At 50.0% G+C, this 17,249-nt stretch carries 24 protein-coding genes; 2 read left to right on the forward strand and 22 right to left on the reverse strand.

Features of this window, described 5'->3' with window-relative positions; genetic code table 11:
- Window positions 1-48: 48 nt before the first annotated feature.
- Window positions 49-384, forward strand: coding sequence for a hypothetical protein (locus ACJHYW_RS21030; RefSeq protein WP_000415571.1), 336 nt, complete (start codon window positions 49-51; stop codon window positions 382-384).
- On the opposite strand, the gene trbA is transcribed toward ACJHYW_RS21030, so the two are convergent.
- The 22 genes from trbA to traM all read right to left on the reverse strand — a co-directional run bounded on the left by trbA (window position 365) and on the right by traM (window position 16,082).
- A complete protein-coding gene (trbA, locus tag ACJHYW_RS21035) occupies window positions 365-706 on the reverse strand; it encodes a conjugal transfer protein TrbA (RefSeq protein ID WP_000556794.1) in 342 nt (113 codons plus the stop codon). The genes ACJHYW_RS21030 and trbA overlap by 20 nt on opposite strands.
- A 13-nt stretch (window positions 707-719) precedes the next feature.
- The gene (traF, locus tag ACJHYW_RS21040) at window positions 720-1,463 is read right to left on the reverse strand and encodes a type-F conjugative transfer system pilin assembly protein TraF (RefSeq protein WP_001030378.1); all 744 of its coding nucleotides are present in this window, start codon (window positions 1,461-1,463) and stop codon (window positions 720-722) included.
- The gene (locus ACJHYW_RS21045) at window positions 1,456-1,713 is read right to left on the reverse strand and encodes a conjugal transfer protein TrbE (protein ID WP_000864312.1); all 258 of its coding nucleotides are present in this window, start codon (window positions 1,711-1,713) and stop codon (window positions 1,456-1,458) included. The genes traF and ACJHYW_RS21045 overlap by 8 nt, the downstream gene beginning before the upstream one ends.
- 26 nt (window positions 1,714-1,739) lie before the next feature.
- Complete coding sequence (gene traN, locus ACJHYW_RS21050; protein WP_000821840.1) at window positions 1,740-3,548, reverse strand: type-F conjugative transfer system mating-pair stabilization protein TraN; 1,809 nt, start codon at window positions 3,546-3,548, stop codon at window positions 1,740-1,742.
- Window positions 3,545-4,183 (reverse strand): type-F conjugative transfer system pilin assembly protein TrbC, encoded by a 639-nt coding sequence (gene trbC, locus ACJHYW_RS21055; protein ID WP_021518374.1) that lies wholly within the window; start codon window positions 4,181-4,183, stop codon window positions 3,545-3,547. Before trbC ends, traN begins: the two co-directional genes overlap by 4 nt.
- 8 nt (window positions 4,184-4,191) lie before the next feature.
- Window positions 4,192-5,184, reverse strand: coding sequence for a conjugal transfer pilus assembly protein TraU (gene traU / locus ACJHYW_RS21060; RefSeq protein ID WP_000830180.1), 993 nt, complete (start codon window positions 5,182-5,184; stop codon window positions 4,192-4,194).
- Window positions 5,181-5,813 (reverse strand): type-F conjugative transfer system protein TraW, encoded by a 633-nt coding sequence (traW, locus tag ACJHYW_RS21065; protein ID WP_001203720.1) that lies wholly within the window; start codon window positions 5,811-5,813, stop codon window positions 5,181-5,183. The genes traU and traW overlap by 4 nt, the downstream gene beginning before the upstream one ends.
- A complete protein-coding gene (gene trbI, locus ACJHYW_RS21070) occupies window positions 5,810-6,196 on the reverse strand; it encodes a type-F conjugative transfer system protein TrbI (RefSeq protein WP_000099686.1) in 387 nt (128 codons plus the stop codon). The genes traW and trbI overlap by 4 nt, the downstream gene beginning before the upstream one ends.
- The gene (traC, locus tag ACJHYW_RS21075; RefSeq protein WP_001064245.1) at window positions 6,193-8,820 is read right to left on the reverse strand and encodes a type IV secretion system protein TraC; all 2,628 of its coding nucleotides are present in this window, start codon (window positions 8,818-8,820) and stop codon (window positions 6,193-6,195) included. Before traC ends, trbI begins: the two co-directional genes overlap by 4 nt.
- A gap of 159 nt (window positions 8,821-8,979) precedes the next feature.
- Window positions 8,980-9,201, reverse strand: a complete 222-nt coding sequence (gene traR, locus ACJHYW_RS21080; protein WP_001278689.1) for a conjugal transfer protein TraR — start codon at window positions 9,199-9,201, stop codon at window positions 8,980-8,982.
- Between the two features lie 134 nt (window positions 9,202-9,335).
- Complete coding sequence (traV, locus tag ACJHYW_RS21085; protein WP_000809838.1) at window positions 9,336-9,851, reverse strand: type IV conjugative transfer system lipoprotein TraV; 516 nt, start codon at window positions 9,849-9,851, stop codon at window positions 9,336-9,338.
- Window positions 9,848-10,099: a conjugal transfer protein TrbG gene (gene trbG / locus ACJHYW_RS21090; protein WP_001038342.1), complete on the reverse strand. Its 252-nt coding sequence runs from the start codon at window positions 10,097-10,099 to the stop codon at window positions 9,848-9,850. The genes traV and trbG overlap by 4 nt, the downstream gene beginning before the upstream one ends.
- 11 nt (window positions 10,100-10,110) lie before the next feature.
- The gene (locus tag ACJHYW_RS21095; protein WP_001324648.1) at window positions 10,111-10,308 is read right to left on the reverse strand and encodes a conjugal transfer protein TrbD; all 198 of its coding nucleotides are present in this window, start codon (window positions 10,306-10,308) and stop codon (window positions 10,111-10,113) included.
- Window positions 10,295-10,885, reverse strand: a complete 591-nt coding sequence (gene traP / locus ACJHYW_RS21100) for a conjugal transfer pilus-stabilizing protein TraP (protein WP_000002787.1) — start codon at window positions 10,883-10,885, stop codon at window positions 10,295-10,297. The genes ACJHYW_RS21095 and traP overlap by 14 nt, the downstream gene beginning before the upstream one ends.
- A complete protein-coding gene (traB, locus tag ACJHYW_RS21105) occupies window positions 10,875-12,302 on the reverse strand; it encodes an F-type conjugal transfer pilus assembly protein TraB (RefSeq protein ID WP_000146685.1) in 1,428 nt (475 codons plus the stop codon). The genes traP and traB overlap by 11 nt, the downstream gene beginning before the upstream one ends.
- Window positions 12,302-13,030 (reverse strand): type-F conjugative transfer system secretin TraK, encoded by a 729-nt coding sequence (gene traK / locus ACJHYW_RS21110; protein WP_001230787.1) that lies wholly within the window; start codon window positions 13,028-13,030, stop codon window positions 12,302-12,304. The genes traB and traK overlap by 1 nt, the downstream gene beginning before the upstream one ends.
- Complete coding sequence (traE, locus tag ACJHYW_RS21115) at window positions 13,017-13,583, reverse strand: type IV conjugative transfer system protein TraE (RefSeq protein WP_000399792.1); 567 nt, start codon at window positions 13,581-13,583, stop codon at window positions 13,017-13,019. The genes traK and traE overlap by 14 nt, the downstream gene beginning before the upstream one ends.
- Window positions 13,584-13,604: 21 nt before the next feature.
- Window positions 13,605-13,916: a type IV conjugative transfer system protein TraL gene (traL, locus tag ACJHYW_RS21120; RefSeq protein WP_000012106.1), complete on the reverse strand. Its 312-nt coding sequence runs from the start codon at window positions 13,914-13,916 to the stop codon at window positions 13,605-13,607.
- Window positions 13,917-13,930: 14 nt separating this feature from the next.
- The gene (traA, locus tag ACJHYW_RS21125) at window positions 13,931-14,296 is read right to left on the reverse strand and encodes a type IV conjugative transfer system pilin TraA (RefSeq protein ID WP_000994779.1); all 366 of its coding nucleotides are present in this window, start codon (window positions 14,294-14,296) and stop codon (window positions 13,931-13,933) included.
- Between the two features lie 32 nt (window positions 14,297-14,328).
- Complete coding sequence (traY, locus tag ACJHYW_RS21130) at window positions 14,329-14,724, reverse strand: conjugal transfer relaxosome DNA-bindin protein TraY (protein WP_001309237.1); 396 nt, start codon at window positions 14,722-14,724, stop codon at window positions 14,329-14,331.
- Window positions 14,725-14,822: 98 nt separating this feature from the next.
- Window positions 14,823-15,512 carry a conjugal transfer transcriptional regulator TraJ gene (gene traJ / locus ACJHYW_RS21135; protein ID WP_000283385.1) on the reverse strand — a complete coding sequence of 230 codons (690 nt, stop codon included), beginning with the start codon at window positions 15,510-15,512 and terminating at the stop codon, window positions 14,823-14,825.
- 186 nt (window positions 15,513-15,698) lie between these two features.
- The gene (gene traM, locus ACJHYW_RS21140; protein ID WP_001151524.1) at window positions 15,699-16,082 is read right to left on the reverse strand and encodes a conjugal transfer relaxosome DNA-binding protein TraM; all 384 of its coding nucleotides are present in this window, start codon (window positions 16,080-16,082) and stop codon (window positions 15,699-15,701) included.
- Window positions 16,083-16,402: 320 nt separating this feature from the next.
- Here traM and ACJHYW_RS21145 point away from each other — a divergent pair, with 320 nt between their 5' ends.
- Window positions 16,403-17,005, forward strand: coding sequence for a transglycosylase SLT domain-containing protein (locus tag ACJHYW_RS21145; RefSeq protein WP_013362798.1), 603 nt, complete (start codon window positions 16,403-16,405; stop codon window positions 17,003-17,005).
- The last annotated feature ends 244 nt before the right edge of the window (window positions 17,006-17,249 follow it).

A 17,249-nucleotide genomic window follows, 5' to 3' on the forward strand; every position in this document is an offset into this window, starting at 1 on the left:
TTCATGTCTGTAATATTCGCGTTTGTGTGATATTAGTCAGAGGTACAAATGGAAAAGCGATCTTTTAAAGAAAAACTGGAAATAGTGAGAAACATCATAAGAGAGTCATTATCAGGTAATGCGGCTTTTGCTTTACTGGTGTATTCATTATTGCACACTCTCCCCATTAAAACCTTTGCTGATTTATTTGTGACGATACTGTTATTTATAGCAATTATCGCTGTTGTGATATGGCTATTTCTAATCATCTATGTTTATTTTTGTGATTTATTCAGAAGTCACTGGATAGCAGTCTGGTTTATCCTCTGGTCTGTGGTAATCAACCTCACTATTGGATTTGGCATTTATGACAAATTAGCACCAGTCATTTCACTAATGAAATAATAAAAAACCACATCACTCCAGACCATATGGCTGACAACATAATACAAATAAACATCCTTCTGAAACTGTCAAACTTCGTGATAATCGGCATGGTGCTGACTGCCATTGAAACAACCGGTACGGCACACTGATTCATAACCGCACCACAAAGAAACAAGAAATTATCTGGCAGCATACATACACTTATGACATTTACTACAAAGAAGACAAACGAGCTCAGTAGATAAACTCCTTTATTATTTAGTCCTGTAAAGAAATAACCAACAACCCCCACGATAAACAGGCTGGCACCTGTAAAAAAACACAAATCCCCTGTATGCATATATATCCTTTGGTTAAAAATTCGGTTTAAAATCCTCAGAGACATTCAGGAACTGTTTTGCCAGGTCGTCCTGCGAAATAAAACCGTATGATAACGGACGAACACTACCCTGTTTCGGGTCAACCAGCATCATGGCCGGGAAATATTTCACGCCGAGGCGCTGCGCCTGCCCCTGGTCAGTCCGGGAATCCGGCAACAGCGGATTAATCACGCCATCCACGGAAACGGGAATAACACTCAGACCATAGGTATCCCGGAAGCCATTAATGACCTGCGCCAGCTGCCCGTCGATGGGGTCCTGCCCCCGGTAAAAAAACATGATGCCGTAGTGTTCAGCCAGTTTCGCAATGGCCTGTCGCTGCTGCGCCTGGTCTGCTGCCAGCTGGTTCCGTACCGTGCCGTTGTAATGGCTGTACTGCAGGTTATAGTCCAGTTCAGGATGTGCCAGCATGGCCTTTCTGGCGCTCATGGTGAAAAGCCCGGCCTGCTGAGTCCAGTAATTTTGCAGCCGGAAATATTTCACAAAATTATCCACGCCGGGATACAGAATGGCTTCGTACAGCGCCCGCTTTGTTGCCGTCTGCAGTGCGGCCAGTTTCTGCATAATATCCGGTTCCTGACGGGGGGCTGCAGGTACAGGTTTATTTTCTTTTTCCTTCGGATTTATTTTCTCGTTATACCACTGCCAGCCTGCATCTTTTCCTGACGCCGGAAAAATAAAGCAGCAGAGTAACAGTGGCAGTAATGCTTTATTCATCTTCATTCCTTTCATCACTTTTTCTTTCATCAGGTTTCTGCAGGTCAGTCAGGGCAGAAAAACAAAAATACAGAATAAACAGGAGCACACCGGAGTAAAGGATAACGAAAGCAGCGGCAAGCATCCCGTCTGCCGTGGTTTCTTTTACCGTATCCCACGACCAGATAATTACCAGAGAAATGACAATCGCTGTAATCAAAAGCCGGATAAGAAAATCAATAAAACGGTTCGACGTGAATATGACTTTCATCATTTCCCCCGGTTATTTCCCATACCTTACTGTCCTGCCTGTTTCAGCTGGTCAGCAATCTGCTCTTTCACTTTCTGCGTCAGAACGCCACTGTCCGGGATTTTCTGGTTATTCATCAGGTCTTCGTAGAAGTTAGTGAAATCCAGTCTGTTGAACTGAATTTTCTGCAGCTCATCAACCGTAATCCCCCGACAGTCAGGATGCTTCGCACTACCAAAACTGATACGCAACTGACCGTTGCGCCCCTGCTGCTGGACTATCTGCGCCAGCTTCGAATCAAACTGACAGTAGCTGCGTTTTTTCTCCAGACAGACACCCAGCACTTTCTTCGAACAGAACTCCCCGACGCTGACGGTCAGTTTGTTTGATTTTGCTTTAGCCAGGGCCTTTTCATCACTGCTGCATTTGGCCAGCCCGATATCCTGTCCCCAGCCGCTGTCCTTACAGCAGTTGCTGTATCCGGCTGCAGCCTTCTTACAAAATTTCGCCTGACCGGTGAAAGCACGGACATCCACCCCGTTCAGCGCCGCAACATCCTTACCTGCTGCGGCCAGTGCCGCCAGCTGAGAAACGGCTTCGGCAAAATCATTACTCTGCCCGCTCTGAGCCTTATCGCATTCGCCATCGAGACAGAAGACGTCTCCCCCACAGACCATCACTTTCCCGGATGTTTTTGACTCACAGGAGTACGTGGCATATTCATGCAGACAGGCACCTTCTTCGGAGTAAAAGGCACACTGGTGTGACACCAGGGTACAGGCAGGATTGTCGGTGTAGGTCTGACAGGTTCCCTTGTCTGCTGACTGCGTGACATACGTGTCCCGGTATGCCCAGCAGCTCTGGTACATGCTGTATGACTGACCGTCTTTCACCAGCGTCCTGTTCCCGCCAGCCTCCGTACATTCTGTTTTTGTCAGTTTCCCCAGCTCCTTGCTGAACGGGCAGCTTTCAGACCAGACAACATACGGGGTGTACGAGGCTTTTTTTACCCTGACAACCAGACGCAGCTTCATTGCCGTATGACGTTTGAATTTTGTATTCCCGACCCGGACGGGGTGAGATGACGTAAAAGCAACACCGGCAGTCAGTGTTTTCTGTACTGGTGTAAATGAGGCATCTGCTGAGTATTTGGCATTCCAGCTCAGTGGGGTTCCCAGTACTGTAATTGTCATAGGTACACTCTTCTGCAGGTAAGTACGACTCCAGCTGTAATGCGCATCGACAATTTCACCGGTAACGGGAGAGGTAATGGAGACAACATACTGACCATTCACTTCACGTGCAGGTAGCTGACTCATTTCATACTCCAGCGTCCGGGTTTCCCATGTGGTACTCCCCTGCAGCTCCATACGGGCAGTTCGTGTGCAGTACTGCTCCACCTGTAAATCCCTCTCACAGGTGTAATTCGTGTATTCACTCCGGCTAATCTCCTGCGCACTGCACTGCTGCCCGGTGTTTCCCACAATGCTGTCAGCCCGGTTCACCACATCCCTGCCGGTCTGGATAAACGGTGCATCCGGTGAAAGAATGTCTTTCGGCTTGTTCATGAATGACTCTGTGATGGTTTTTCCGGTTTCACCGGTCGCCCATTCCGTGGTGCCGTCATTTTTCAGGCCGCCATCCCCGCCGGCAGTCACGCCACCGTAATATTTTGTCTCGTCCGGATTCGCGTTATAGCCGGGGATACTCTCCTGTGGCTTAAAGCCCTGAATACTGCTGCTTCCCTGCCCTTTGATCTGGTGAGCAAAATCAGAGCCGGCCCGGTAATCACTGTTGCTGTCAGCCTGTGCCATGCCGGCAACCAGAGCCAGTATCAGAGGTAAAATACGTTTCATTTCCCGGAATCTCCTTTCCCTGCCAGTAAATCATGAGCCACCTGCCGGCAGTCACCCGTGGCGGCCACTTTCTCCAGCGCCTGGCCGACCCGCAGGTTTCCCCGGATGATGTCGTATCCCTGACTGCAGAACACCACCAGTGCCGGTACACTGCGAATGCCGTACTGTGAAAACAGCGTCGGGTCGATCTGAACACCATCAGTCGCGCCGTCTTTCACCAGGGACAGCACGGCTTCAGCGGTGGTCTTCAGGTCATTGTTCACCATGCCCCGCAGTGTGGCGGGTATACCGTAGTGCCGGGTTTCGCCCAGCATTCGTTTCAGCCCCTCTTCGGGAATGGAAAACGACACAAAATACAGGGCACCCTGCCGGGGTTTCCCGTCCTGCGAAGCCTGCTGTTTACGAACCAGCTCATCCAGGAAATGGTTATCTGAACGCTGAAGGGGGGTTTCCAGCACCTGCTTCTCCGCCCAGGCTTTCAGCTGATGGTCAGGTTTTTCACGCAGTTGTCTGCTTAAATTTTCCTGCTGCTTCAGGAACTGGCGGTTTTCAGGAGTGTTCACGTTTTCTGACGCCATAACCGCCCCGTTCAGCATCATCAGCAGTGCTGCCAGAGATTTCATACTCAGCTTCATCATTCACCTCACAGGAAGACACAGTTACGTTTACGCCACATCAGGTAGCCGAAGTTTTTCTTTGTATTGGGCGGATTTTTCCCGGTTTCCCAGCGGGTCACACTGCGCCCGAACGGGTGGCACTGTCCGCTGTCCGGGTACATATTCACCATCTGGTAACGCCAGCGTTCTTTGGGCAGGATTGGGGATGGATATTCATTACAGACGGCGTTATTTTTCCCGATGGTTTCCATAATCATGCCCTGACGGTGCAGCTTGAACGCCATGCGTTCACTGACCAGCAGGGAGGACTGCAACGGACTGGACTCATTACTCACCCAGCCATTGAACGGGTACATACTTCCCTGCGAACCGGCACACCAGAACAGAACATCGAGAGGCATATTAAAGGCGCTGGCAATCGCATCTGCTGCGCAGGCTCCCTGTGCTATCGGATTGGCAAAGATGACAGCTTCCGGATTGAGAATGGTGGTCAGGCTGCTGTCCGTCCAGGTGGGGTCGATTTCAGAAAGATAAGCGATATCCAGGTCACCACCTTCCAGACAGCCCAGCGATGTGATGATGTTCAGCCAGTACGTCAGCGGGTATTTGTACCAGTGAACGTGATAGAACGCCCCATTTACCTGCTTCTCATCCTTTTTCGCCGTTCCCTGTGCCGTTTTACCAAAAGCCGGCAGGCTGAAGCCCAGGTTCACCATGCATCCCGGTGACCGGGTGACGTCCGTCAACGCCATCGGCTCCCAGTAACCAATGGCCAGCCCGATACGCCTGAACAGCGGCGGCAGTGCCGGACAAATCTGAATGGGCATCGACGGGTTCGCCGTGTCGGGGACCTTCCCCTGACTGACTTTGATACTGCCCAGCGAGAGCGGGAAAATACAGCTCCAGCAGATATCTGTGATCGGGTTTACAAAACGCCCCTCACAGGCAGAATCCGCAGACGCCGCAGGGACATGACCGGCGAAAAGGAATAACATCAGCAGCCACAGCCTTCGCTTCATTTTCTGCCCTCCTCTGCCGGAATAAATTCCACCTTCAGGAAGCGATCGCCGGGAACGGCGCTCACCCGTGCCGGGACCTGATCAATGCCGAGGCGCTGGCAGAGCACACCGTTCTGGTCAAAGTAAACACGGCTGTCCAGAGACTTCTGCATCTCCGGGATACTGCCCTGCACGAGGATAATTTTGCTCTCCAGTGTGGGCGGCGTCTGGCGTTTCATCCAGGCCACCTGCGCCGGATCATCGCCATTGATGAAATACAGCGTCTGGTTAAAAGGAACATACTGCAGCGGATTCATCACTTCACCCTGACGGGCAAACACCCGCCCTTCGTTATCCCGGATATCCGCAGCCAGTCTGACGGACGGGTCAAACAACCGGCTGCCGTATTTCTCCGTGCGTCCGATACCGGGCACGGCAGGGGGCCGCAGACTGTTGCGGATCACCCGCTCCTTAAAGGCATCCATTTTCCGGCCCATCTCACCGGACTGCTCCAGTGCCGTCAGGCGCTGCATGATCACCGTCAGCATGTCCGGCTCCTTTACCGGCCACAGATCGCCCCAGGTACCAAGATCGGCGGCGGCCACACTCTGCCCCCATATCAGCAGGGCAATCAGCCCCCGGCATCTCATGGTTCCGCCCTCATTCGCCGGGCAATATCCTGCTGGATTTCCCGGGTGATATCCGGTGCCCCCTGTACCACAGCAGGCGACACCAGAATGACCGCGTGGTGTTTCTGCTGCCACGCCTGCAGGCTGGCTTCCAGTGCCGTGTTAAAACGCGCTGAAAGGGCTTTTGACTGCGCTTCTGACAGTTGTTTCTGACTGGCTCTGTCAAAAAACGCATCCACGGTCTGTTTCATGTTGAAGGCGACAGTCACCGGTGCGTTCAGTCTGACAATGCCGTAACTGACGGCTGCGTTCAGTAACACCATTGCCAGGCATCCCGGCACCGTCCACCACCAGTGGCTGCGTCGTTCTGCCATGACGTCGGCGGGTTTCTGCGTTGAACTCATGCCACACTCCTGTATTTCTCATGTTCTTCCAGCCAGGCTTCCAGCGAAGCCATTTCCGGCCCTGACTTCTTCCACGCCAGCTGCCACACTGCCTCATGAATACTCAGCCCCTCTTTACGCTTCTGCTGCACAAACTCAAAATCCGGGCCGTCAGAGCTGTACATGGCGCGGCTTAACGGGTCCACAAACAGACGGTGCCAGGAGGAATGGTTTTCCACCTGCAGCAGGAAGGAACTGAACCACTGGTCTTTGGCCGCACCAAACTTACCAATCATGTCGCGCTGCAGTGGCAGGAACTGGTCCGGATACAGTTGGTTGTATTTCGCGAACTCCTTCGCACTCTGTTTGAGGATAATTTTGTAGGAGGAGTTACCCCATGCCGCGCGGGCAGCACTGGAGGCCTTATCAGAGTCAAAGTCGACGATGTTCTGTGTGATGGTGATATAGGCACCGGTATGACGGCGGGCCGTACGGTAGCCTTTCTCAATAAATTCACCGACCTTGTGATTTTTGAAGTCCAGCAGACGCCAGCCTTCATCAATAACGTTCAGTTTCTTGAGGTTACGCGGCGTGCGGTACATCCTGTTCTCGATGTAGATAATCAGGGAGAACATCACCGCAACCAGCAGTGACGGACGGTCTTCCAGTCCGCCCAGCTCCAGCACCACCATTTTTGCGTCATCCCGCAGGGACGGCTCATCAGAGTTAAAATACTGGCCGTAAGTGCCGTTGGCAGTGTACTGGTCAAGCAGCACAATCATTTCGTCCAGACGGCTGCGGATAGTCGGTGACTCGGCATACTGCTCGCTGTCACTGGCGTTTTTCAGGAAATCCACCACGTCATCAATACGTGCTCTGTTCTCTTTGGCCAGCCAGGAGGCTCTGACCGCCTGCAACAGCAGACCTTCATGCACTTCATCCAGGTTACCGTTGGGGCTGGCCATCACTGACAACTGGTCACGGACACGCTCCGCTGACTGGTCAATATCGGTGATGTTCGCAAACGGGTTAAAACGCAGGGTTTCACCGTCCAGATACACCCCGCCCATGTTCTCACACAGGGACTTGTATCCATCCCCCATGTCGAACACCACGGCAAAGCCTCCGGAGTCCAGCACGCTGCGGATAAGTGGCTGTATCAGCCCGGTTTTACCGGCCCCGGAGGTGCCACAGACCGCCATGTTGTAGTTGGTGTTATTCATCCCCCGGAAGAAAATATCGATAAACGCCAGCTGGTTACGGTAGGTGGGTGCCAGCAGACCTGCCGGTGTCAGGGGGTTATCCGCCACTAACGGCATCAGGTTGGCAACATTAAAGCTCTCTGCGCGCTGAACCACTCCGGCCTCTTTCAACTGTTTAAACAGCCCTTTCCCGGCCATAAAGGGCAGGCAGGTCAGGAAATTGCGCATGTGGTTAAAGCGCGGTGAAATCAGCTCAAAACCGTTTTTACGAAAGCTGTTCAGGATGTCCTGCTCCACTTCCAGCGCCGTTTCATTATTGTCCTTGCAGAATGCTGTGATGTTGAGGAAGTAGGACACCACGGAGGACTGACCGGAGCCCAGCCGCTGACGCAGTTCCCCCCACTCCTTCGCCTCTTTCTCCACGGACGGAAACCATTTGGCATAGGAGGTCTTCGACTTTTTCTCCAGGTCCATGTACTTCAGGTTGGCTTCGCTGTGGGTTTTCACCTGGTCTTCCACCACCAGAGTCAGCGTCAGGATGAACGGACAGGAGATGGACAGTTCCGGGTTCAGCAGGTTGCTGTAGTTGTCGGCCACGTTCCACAGGAAGGCGATTTCCGGGTTACGGGCCAGATGGAAATTCAGGATGCGGGCCGTGCTGTTCCTGCCGTTCTCACGCAGGCCCAGCGTCAGGTAATCAGCCCGGACTTTCAGATCAAAACTGTCCTCCACACACTGATAATTCAGATCAGAATACGGGTCCAGCTGACGTCTTTTCGGGTACAGGGAGTCCGGGTTATGGTTAATCATCTCCCCGACAATATCGATAAAGGCCTGTGCATCCACCGTCTGTGTGGTGATACTGGCCCCCTGTAACGACGCCCGGATGATTTTCACCAGGTTTTCCATTTCCAGAATGTCGGCCCGGCTTTTTTTCTTCGAAGGAGAACAGTACGAGATAAACACCCGGTAATGGCGCAGGGTCAGGGGCAGATTCATCCCCTCCGGCAGCGGAAACTGTGTCGCTGCCGCTTTCATATAATAGGCCCGGGTAATGGCGTTAAACCGTTCAGCCTGTTCACCTGACCAGGAGAACTCACGCAGCCCGTATTCAATCCTGTCACCAACCAGCTGACTGGACATCAGATGGATACACAACGGAATACCGCGCGGCAGTTTGGTGCGCAGCATGTGATCGAGGGCCTCCACAATGGACTCATTCGCCCCATTGATGGGGATGGCTTCCAGCATAAAGCCCATCGTGGTGTCATTCATGAACAGACCGGATTCCTGGTTGTAATCACGGTACGGCAGCAGACGGCTGAACTGCGGGAAGCTCATTTCGCCCAGAACTTCATTGGCCTTTGCGGATTCGTCAGGCAGTTTCAGTGCTGTGACGAGGGAGTTAACCGCCTGAGTGACGGCCTCAAGTGGGTTATTCACATGAATTCCTTAGTTGAAAAATAAAGCGAGAAATGCGGTAGCCATGAAGGGAATACCTGTAATTAACGCGCCATTTCCCGGCGCATATACAAAGATTTCTGTTTTCTGAATATCCACTCATGTTCATCCGGAATTAAATCACTATGTTCTGCGACTGACTTATGCATAATGTTTTCTCTGTCTTTCCTGATACGCCTGACATTCAACGCACAACGTCACACCGGGAAATATTTTCCGCCGGGCTTCCGGAATAGGATTTCCGCATGCTTCACAGAGATAAACAGGAATACCATGAGCATTTATTTTCTGGCGTATCCGGTTTATTCCTGTCATGGTCAGTTGTTCTGTCACTGAATATGCTTCATCGGCTTCATCACTCACGGAATATTCCTCCCGACATGTTCTGACACGCTACCGCCCATCCCTTTTCACGCACAGGGCACTCGTTTTACAGGCAGATTTTGAATACAGAAAGCCCGCCGGCATTGCCGGCTGATATACAACTTCAGGGCCAGTTAATTAATACGTGGTTTTCCCCACGCAGACGGTTTAATAACAAAAAACACGCTGGATGGCTGATGATAAACATCCTGGTTATCAATATAAGGCGCTATCCATAATGCTGCCGTCTGCTCACCCGTTCTTAGCGGACGAGGAGGTGTTACCGGCGTAACTGAACTGACCGGAACAACCGTTTTCACTTCCCGGGCAGCGGTAAACAGCGGGCGAGGTGCCAGCAGTTTCTGCTCCGGATGTGCTGTCACCGCAGGTCTGCTGCCGGACGGAGTGGTCGCGGTGACGGTCTGCACCGGCATTGTCCGGAAGTTCCCTTCAGCCAGGCGCGGCAGTGATGCCGCAACCGGCTTTGCTTCTGAGGACTGCTCCAGTTTTTTGGCCTTCTCATTGGCCTGCTCCATCGTCATACAGGTATCGGATGTGGTGGCGTTACACTCAAATTCCGTACTGGTTCCGGCACAGCCGGAAAGTAATAAGGTCCCCAGCAGAGGAATAAAGAAAGAAATCTGTTTCATTGTCCCTCACCTTTCTCATCGCAGTTCACAAAATCCTTCTTCAAATCCCTGACCGTACAGGTTTTTACAATGTCAGGATTTTCAAAAACCGTACTCCGTGATGATTTATAAACATATGCCACAATGCGTTTCCCACCCGCATCAGGTTCTGGTGCACTGACTTCACATAACGGAGGTGTTATTCCGGACTCATACAGCACCGGATAATTTATTTTTTTGACGCTGCCATCAGAAACCAGCTTATTCATCGAAGGGTTCCTTATATTTCTGAATTCTTCATCACACCGACAGCAGTCATATTAAAATTGTCCGGCAATGACTCAGAACCGAATTTCTCCGGTGCAGGAAGTACGATTCTTGTGGCGCAGTTACTGAGAACAGCATGCATAAAATCATCTGACACGGTTTTACCCGGCACAGAGAGGGCTGTAATAACATTAATATTACGCATGTTCATTTTTATCTCCGTTGTTTCTGTTTGTTCTGTCATCAGGAAGATAAACAGGGCATTTCCTGATTTTTCCCGGCAGGGAAGCGTCTTCCGTATAAACTTCCTTCAGATGTTCATCTGCGGTTACCACCCGGATACATTTCATTTTTCCTGGTCGCACCGGATATTTCCCGGTGATCGCTGCCAGCGAGACATACATCAGTGCCAGTGTTGCCCATAATGCGGTGACCAGTTGCATCAGTGACCGGTCAGTCTCCCTGACATAATCTGCAGCATCAGCCGCGCGGTAATGGCAGATATCCTGTATTTCTGATCTGCCTGAAGAATCAGAGGAAGAAAACCAGCATTCACTGACCGGGAACTGTCCGGCAGGTGCTGTTTGTCTTACGAAGTTAATCTCCTTAACCAGTAATTTCCCCGGCGTGGTGTTGTCCTTCCATAAAACAAACAGAGCCATCAGGGCCATTGTGGCCAGTGGCAGAATGACGGTGTACTTCAGACACCAGAACAGTCCTCGCAGAACCCGGGCGACAACATACCGGGCGGCATGGCACGCCTGACGGGACGACATATTATTTGCCATCGTTGCCCCCTCCCTGGCTGCCGGACATAAACTGCTGCGGATTCAGGTTGCCCAGCTGCTTCAGCATCTGGTCAGTATTAAAGCCGTTAAGATGACTTTCAGCCGATGGCGGAACAGGAACCGGACTTTCCGGATTGTCTTCTTCCGCTCTGCTCTGCGTGCGTTCCAGCGCCATCTCTTCCACGGTTTTCAGCTGGAAGCCGTCCTGGAACACCACGGTCACTTCGTTGCCCGCACCAATCGGTATCACCGGGTGATACTGTTCGGCACGTTTGATGTAGTAGTCACTGAGCGTCTGTGCGGCTTTCGATGCGCCGCCACCGATACCCATTTTCAGGACATCACCAGCCCCGTAAGCGGCTGTGGCACCCAGCCCGACAGCCGGCTGGGAGGCGCGCTCCATTCCCTGACCGATACCGTCAACAAATCCCGCGCCCCATGCCCAGCCGAGGATTTTGCCGTTACGCATCACCACTTCGCCCTTGATACCGTTTTTACCCCGGAAGCTGACATGCCCCTTAATCGGCATATCAATAGTTTTGCCGTCCTTCAGGCAACTGATATTGCGGGTGCGTACAATGGCACGCTCACTGGACACATCCCCCCAGGCTTCCAGACCCACAAAACATCCCGTTGCGTCATACGTCTTGCTGTTCGGCATTTCCACCAGGCCGGTGATACGCAGCTGCATCGGCACCGTGGATTCATTACCGGTGACAGAGGCATTGGCATCCGCCCCTTCAATCAGCATGGCTTTCGCAAAACTTCCTGACGGAATGTACGGCAGTGATGGTCCCTGTTTTCCCTCATTACGGGTAAACACCTTACGCTGTATCCGGTTAGGCACCGGCACAGACTGGTACGTCACCTGTGGTGGTGGCGTGACACCATTCCCGGGATAAAACGCCGTCGGCGGTGGAACAGCAACGCTGCCCTGCGGCGGGAAGGATACGGGGGTGTTTCCTGGCTGTGGTTCGCCTTCCGGGCCGGGCGGTGAGGCAGGCATCTGCGGTACAGGCTCACCGGTCGCCGTGACGGGATTAGCACCCAGGGCTTTTACCTGCTCTGCCAGGGCGGCATTGTCCTGTCCCAACTTTTCAATACGACGCTGGTCATCACCGCGCTGTTTGTTCAGAACATCCAGCTCACGACGGATTTCCTCATACTGCTTCTGCATCTGCGCTGCCGTCACCTGCATCTCGGTGGTGGCATGCTGACGCACCTTGTCATCAAAGGTCGTATCCACCACACCGGTCATATCCGGCACAGGCTCCTGTTCAGCCACGGTTTCACCGTTACCGGACATGTCCACATCAGACAGATACAGTGCCCCACCAATCGCGGAGGCTGTACCGACAACCACAATCCCCAGCCACAGGTACTGCTTGCGTTTCACAATGGTATTGATACTGGCCATCAGTTGCCCTCCCCGTCACGGATGACATACACATCCATGCGCGCACCTGCCAGTAACTGGCTGGCAGGCTGGCTGAACATCACGGCACGGGTTCCCGGCTGCCAGAAGTCACTTTCCCGGATATTCAGGGCAGACAGCGTTTTATTTTCCACGGCAAAGCGGACCATCTTCAGGTGATTCCCCGTCCATACGGCATCTGCCACTGAAGACAGCCCCGCCGGGGCCTGCAGGGTTTCCTTTGTCACTGGGACCTGATACCAGCCTGCGGGTAATTTTCCGCCACGGACGGCCTGGCTGATGGTCACAAGCAGGGATTCGTAAGGCGTGGACGTTTCCCACGCACCGGCTTCTTCTCCGGTTCCGCGCAGGTCACTGACCAGCTGAATGGTACGCCCCGCGCCTTCACGGGGAACGGCCTGAATGGAAAGATTCAGACCACGTTCTGTTTCCAGAATGAACGTAAAGGGCTTTTTGTTGACGGTGGCAACCACCACACCGCCGGAGGCGGTCTGCTCATTATTGGTCAGGGCACCATCCAGACTGTTCACGGCGATAATCCGGTCACCGGGAACGGTAAACAGATTCGGGCTGGTATTGCTGATGGCAATACTGGCCTGACCACCGTTCACCATTGGCACCACGGTGGGGGCCAGCGTACCGTTTGCGGCCATCACGCTGCAGGAAAAAAACAGGCTGCCGAATATTATTGCCGTATTATTTTTTCTCATCGTCTGTTTCCCCGAAATTATCCAGCCAGGTCACCCCGTTTTCCCGCTTCAGAATAAGGATGTAATGTTTGATATCAGTGAAAGGTTTTGAATCACCAATCCAGGTTTTAAGCACACCTCGAATTTCCACACGGCCATACTGAGGCCAGACACGAACACTGGTCTGGAAAAAGGCTGAGTTCACGTTATCGTTTTTAATACGCTTCGCTTCTTCAGCCAGAATAACTTTCATCTGGTTCTGTGCGCCCGGGCGGATATATTGCAGAAGCGCCTGATGTGAGGCATCGACGGTTTCTGATGAAACATTCAGACGGAGGGCAATAAATGACAGCGCCATCTGCTGTAAATAAGAGGCGTCGGCACTGTTCTGTGACACGGCAAAGGGGGCATTAAATGCCATTGGCGTCACGGCAGTGCGTTGCTCATTCTGAAGACGGTAGTTATTCACCCCCTGAATGACGTTAACAGAGAGGCTGAGAACAATAAGCACTGACATAAATATAAAGGCGATGGCCATTACACGACTGGTACTTAAACGGGCACCGTGTTCCATATAACAATCCTGGTATCAGTTCTATTTAATCCACTGCCGGAAACACGAATCGGGAACATTATGAAAAATACCGCGCAGCAGGGCTGTTGGCATATACCAGTAAATCAGGTCACGTAACCAGGAACTGCCCCGCCCTTTTTTCAGTTTTTTAATCCCGAAATAAACCAGAACCGCTGCACCAATACCGAACAGATATTTCGATGTTGTGATACCCCAGCCAATACAGATTGCTGCGGGGATCAGTTCATCCAGTGGCAGGCCAAACCAGCGGCTCTGGTTGGTCAGTGTTTCCGGGAAACGATATTTCTTAAGTTTATTCTCGTCTCCCGACATCGTTTTATTTCCTGTCAGAGGCCAACGACGGCCATACCCACAGCAATAAATACAGAGATGATGGCAAAACCGGCCAGGAACTTGACGTTTTTGGTCATCATGTACATGACAGCACCGACCAGAACTTCAGCCAGAACAACCCATTTAACAACACTGGAGTCCTTACCGAAGGTCGCCTTAACCGTGGTGTTACCGCTTGCCATCAGGTCCTGACCACTGCTGCCGGCGGCCATCGCCAGCTGCGGGAAGAACATCATCAGAACAGCAGCCGGGATCACTGCGCGAGCCAGGCGAAGCATATTCAGACGAGTGAATTTAGAAAAAAACGACTTCTTTTTGACGGGCGCAGAAGCACCCTGAACACTTAAAACAGCATTCATAAGTTACCTCAATTTCGGATAAATGAATAAAACTAGAGTGTATTAAATGTTATATCTTCCTCTTTATCTGCCTCCCTGAATATCTCCGAGTTATAAAAATCAGGAAACTTGATCAAATGATCAATAACTCTGTCTGCAGCCTCATCTGTTTTACACCATCCACTACGATTTTTGGCTGCAATAAGTAGCTGGTTAGTTTCATCATCCAGACGCATTGTCAGATACTTAACCAGCGACTTACCATAGATATTCCCTGCCCTGTTAAACTTTGGATAGCGGTGAAGATGATCTTTAAGTCTTATTACTGCCTCAAACGATCGACTTCTTCCGCTTCTGTTACTTGCCTCAATTAATAGACTTTCCACATCTACAGGTAATTTTAGTTTTACCATCTTACCTGTTGCAGAACGTGTACCAAATCTTTTCAATAACACCTCCCGCTGTTTATCTTCTGGTTACCACTTATGTTTACAGAATAATCAGAAAAGGTAAATAGACGGAAAGTCTATATTTTATCAACACCTTATTAACGCGTATTTATGATACACATAGCCTTCTCGTATAAATAATAAATAAACTTTTTATTGTAGAGTAAGATAATTAACTCATCTTTATTAGAAACAGAGAAGTAGTCGCATATCAGAGATGCGTGTTTCTTTGATGTGGAGATGGATATATTTAATATTCTTGCTATAGCATTATGACTGATTCCGGTGCTATATAAGTAAAAGACATCATTTACATATGATGATACAGAAGAATCATCACTCATTCTTCTGATTATATTTCTGATATCATCACTGACAATCGTTTTTTGATTATAACTGTCTTTATGACGAACATGAGCAGCATCATAAAATTGCCACAGAATAATATTTCTGTGTCCATTAAGAAATGACTGGACAGATATTGTCCAGAATCTGTTCTGAATAAAAACATCCTCTACAAGATTAAGATGCGTATGCTCATTCCTGTATGCTTCCATCTCTGTGACAGAGATCAATTCACAAAAATCTCTCTGCGACAGAAGCCATTTTTCAGCACTTTGATCTTGTGTAAGAAATGACTCATGAAACAGCGTATTGCAAAAAATAAATTTTCCAGTTTCGTCCCTGATACAGGCTGGATTTGGATAATCCTGAATAACTGCCGTCAGATTTTCCAGCAGATCTATTTGACGAGCATGTTTTTGTTGAATACGATCCATCGGATACATAGGAACCTCCTCACAAAGGATTCTATGGACAGTCGATGCAGGGAGGAGAGAACTCCCTGCATCGGCGATTTTCAAATTCAAATTTTAACGTGGCATTAACCACGTAATTAATATACTAATTATCTTTCGTACTGTCACCTTTTTAAATCATAAAAACTCTGATATTTGAACGAAGTCAAATTTCTTTTATTCATCATCATTTTTTGGAAAAAATCGTTCCATCTCAGATGATACCTTCTCCCTGATATCTTCAACCATATTGGCATATTCAAACTTTGGATTTCCGGAGACATGAGGACTGAGAGACTCAATACCCAAAATTTTCGCTACTGATGATTGTGTTTTTACAACGCATTCAAGAAGCAATTTATTAAACTCAGTCTGATTAAATGCAGACTCTTTACGCTCCATCTGAGCCTCATGTACACGAAGCCCCAGTTCAAGAAGCATTGAAGCTGTTGCTGAAAAACTGACATCTTTTTCCCTTGCCCCTTCCTGTCGACGCTTCTCAATAATCGCATTTATTTTTTCATAGGCATCATTGCTGATATACAGGTTCACCTTAGCCATTAGAGATTACCTTTTTTGAACATAAAATAAAGTTAATTTCGAAACACTAAAATTCATAATGCAAACAGGGACGCACCGCTAGCAGCGCCCCTAGCGGTATCCTATAAAAAAACACACCGCGCCGCTAGCAGCACCCCTAATATAAAATAATGTTTTTTATAAAAATAGTCAGTACCACCCCTACAAAGCGGTGTCGGCGCGTTGTTGTAGCCGCGCCGACACCGCTTTTTTAAATATCATAAAGAGAGTAAGAGAAACTAATTTTTCATAACTCTCTATTTATAAAGAAAAATCAGCAAAAACTTGTTTTTGCGTGGGGTGTGGTGCTTTTGGTGGTGAGAACCACCAACCTGTTGAGCCTTTTTGTGGAGTGGGTTAAATTATTTACGGATAAAGTCACCAGAGGTGGAAAAATGAAAAAATGGATGTTAACCATCTGCCTGATGTTTATAAATGAGATCTGCCAGGCCACTGATTGCTTTGATCTTGCAGGCCGGGATTACAAAATAGATCCTGATTTACTGAGAGCAATATCATGGCAAGAATCCCGTTACCGGGTTAATGCCATCGGTATTAATCCGGTAACGGGATATGGCAGCGGACTGATGCAGGTAGATTCCCAGCATTTTAACGAACTGGCCCGCTACGGAATTAAGCCAGAACATCTGACAACAGATCCCTGCATGAACATTTATACCGGTGCTTATTATCTGGCAATAGCATTTAAAAAATGGGGCGTCACCTGGGAGGCCGTTGGTGCATACAATGCCGGATTCAGGAAAACCGAACGCCAGAACCAGAGACGTCTTGCCTACGCATCAGATGTTTACCGGATTTATACTGGGATAAAAAGCAGTAAAGGTATCCGGCTTCCGGCCACGAAGAAATCACTTCCGGAAATTAACAGCGTGCAGAACAATTAATCTTACAGACATTGTCAGATACCGGTTATGCCGCAAAAGCGGCATGGAAGGCCACACACAAAAATATCATATGAGTGACAATACTGACTGGCCGAAGCCCCGCGAAGCGGGAACCCATCTTATATATACCCGGTAACTGTGCAGCCTCCTGCCAGACCATTTTTCGCGGGCACAATATTTACAGACAACCGGAAAGCCGGTTGATGAAATTGAGGTATATCAGACGACACAGCAATGCCGAAAA

This window comes from Escherichia sp. WS3063 (assembly GCF_046486595.1).
GTDB lineage: Bacteria > Pseudomonadota > Gammaproteobacteria > Enterobacterales > Enterobacteriaceae > Escherichia > Escherichia coli.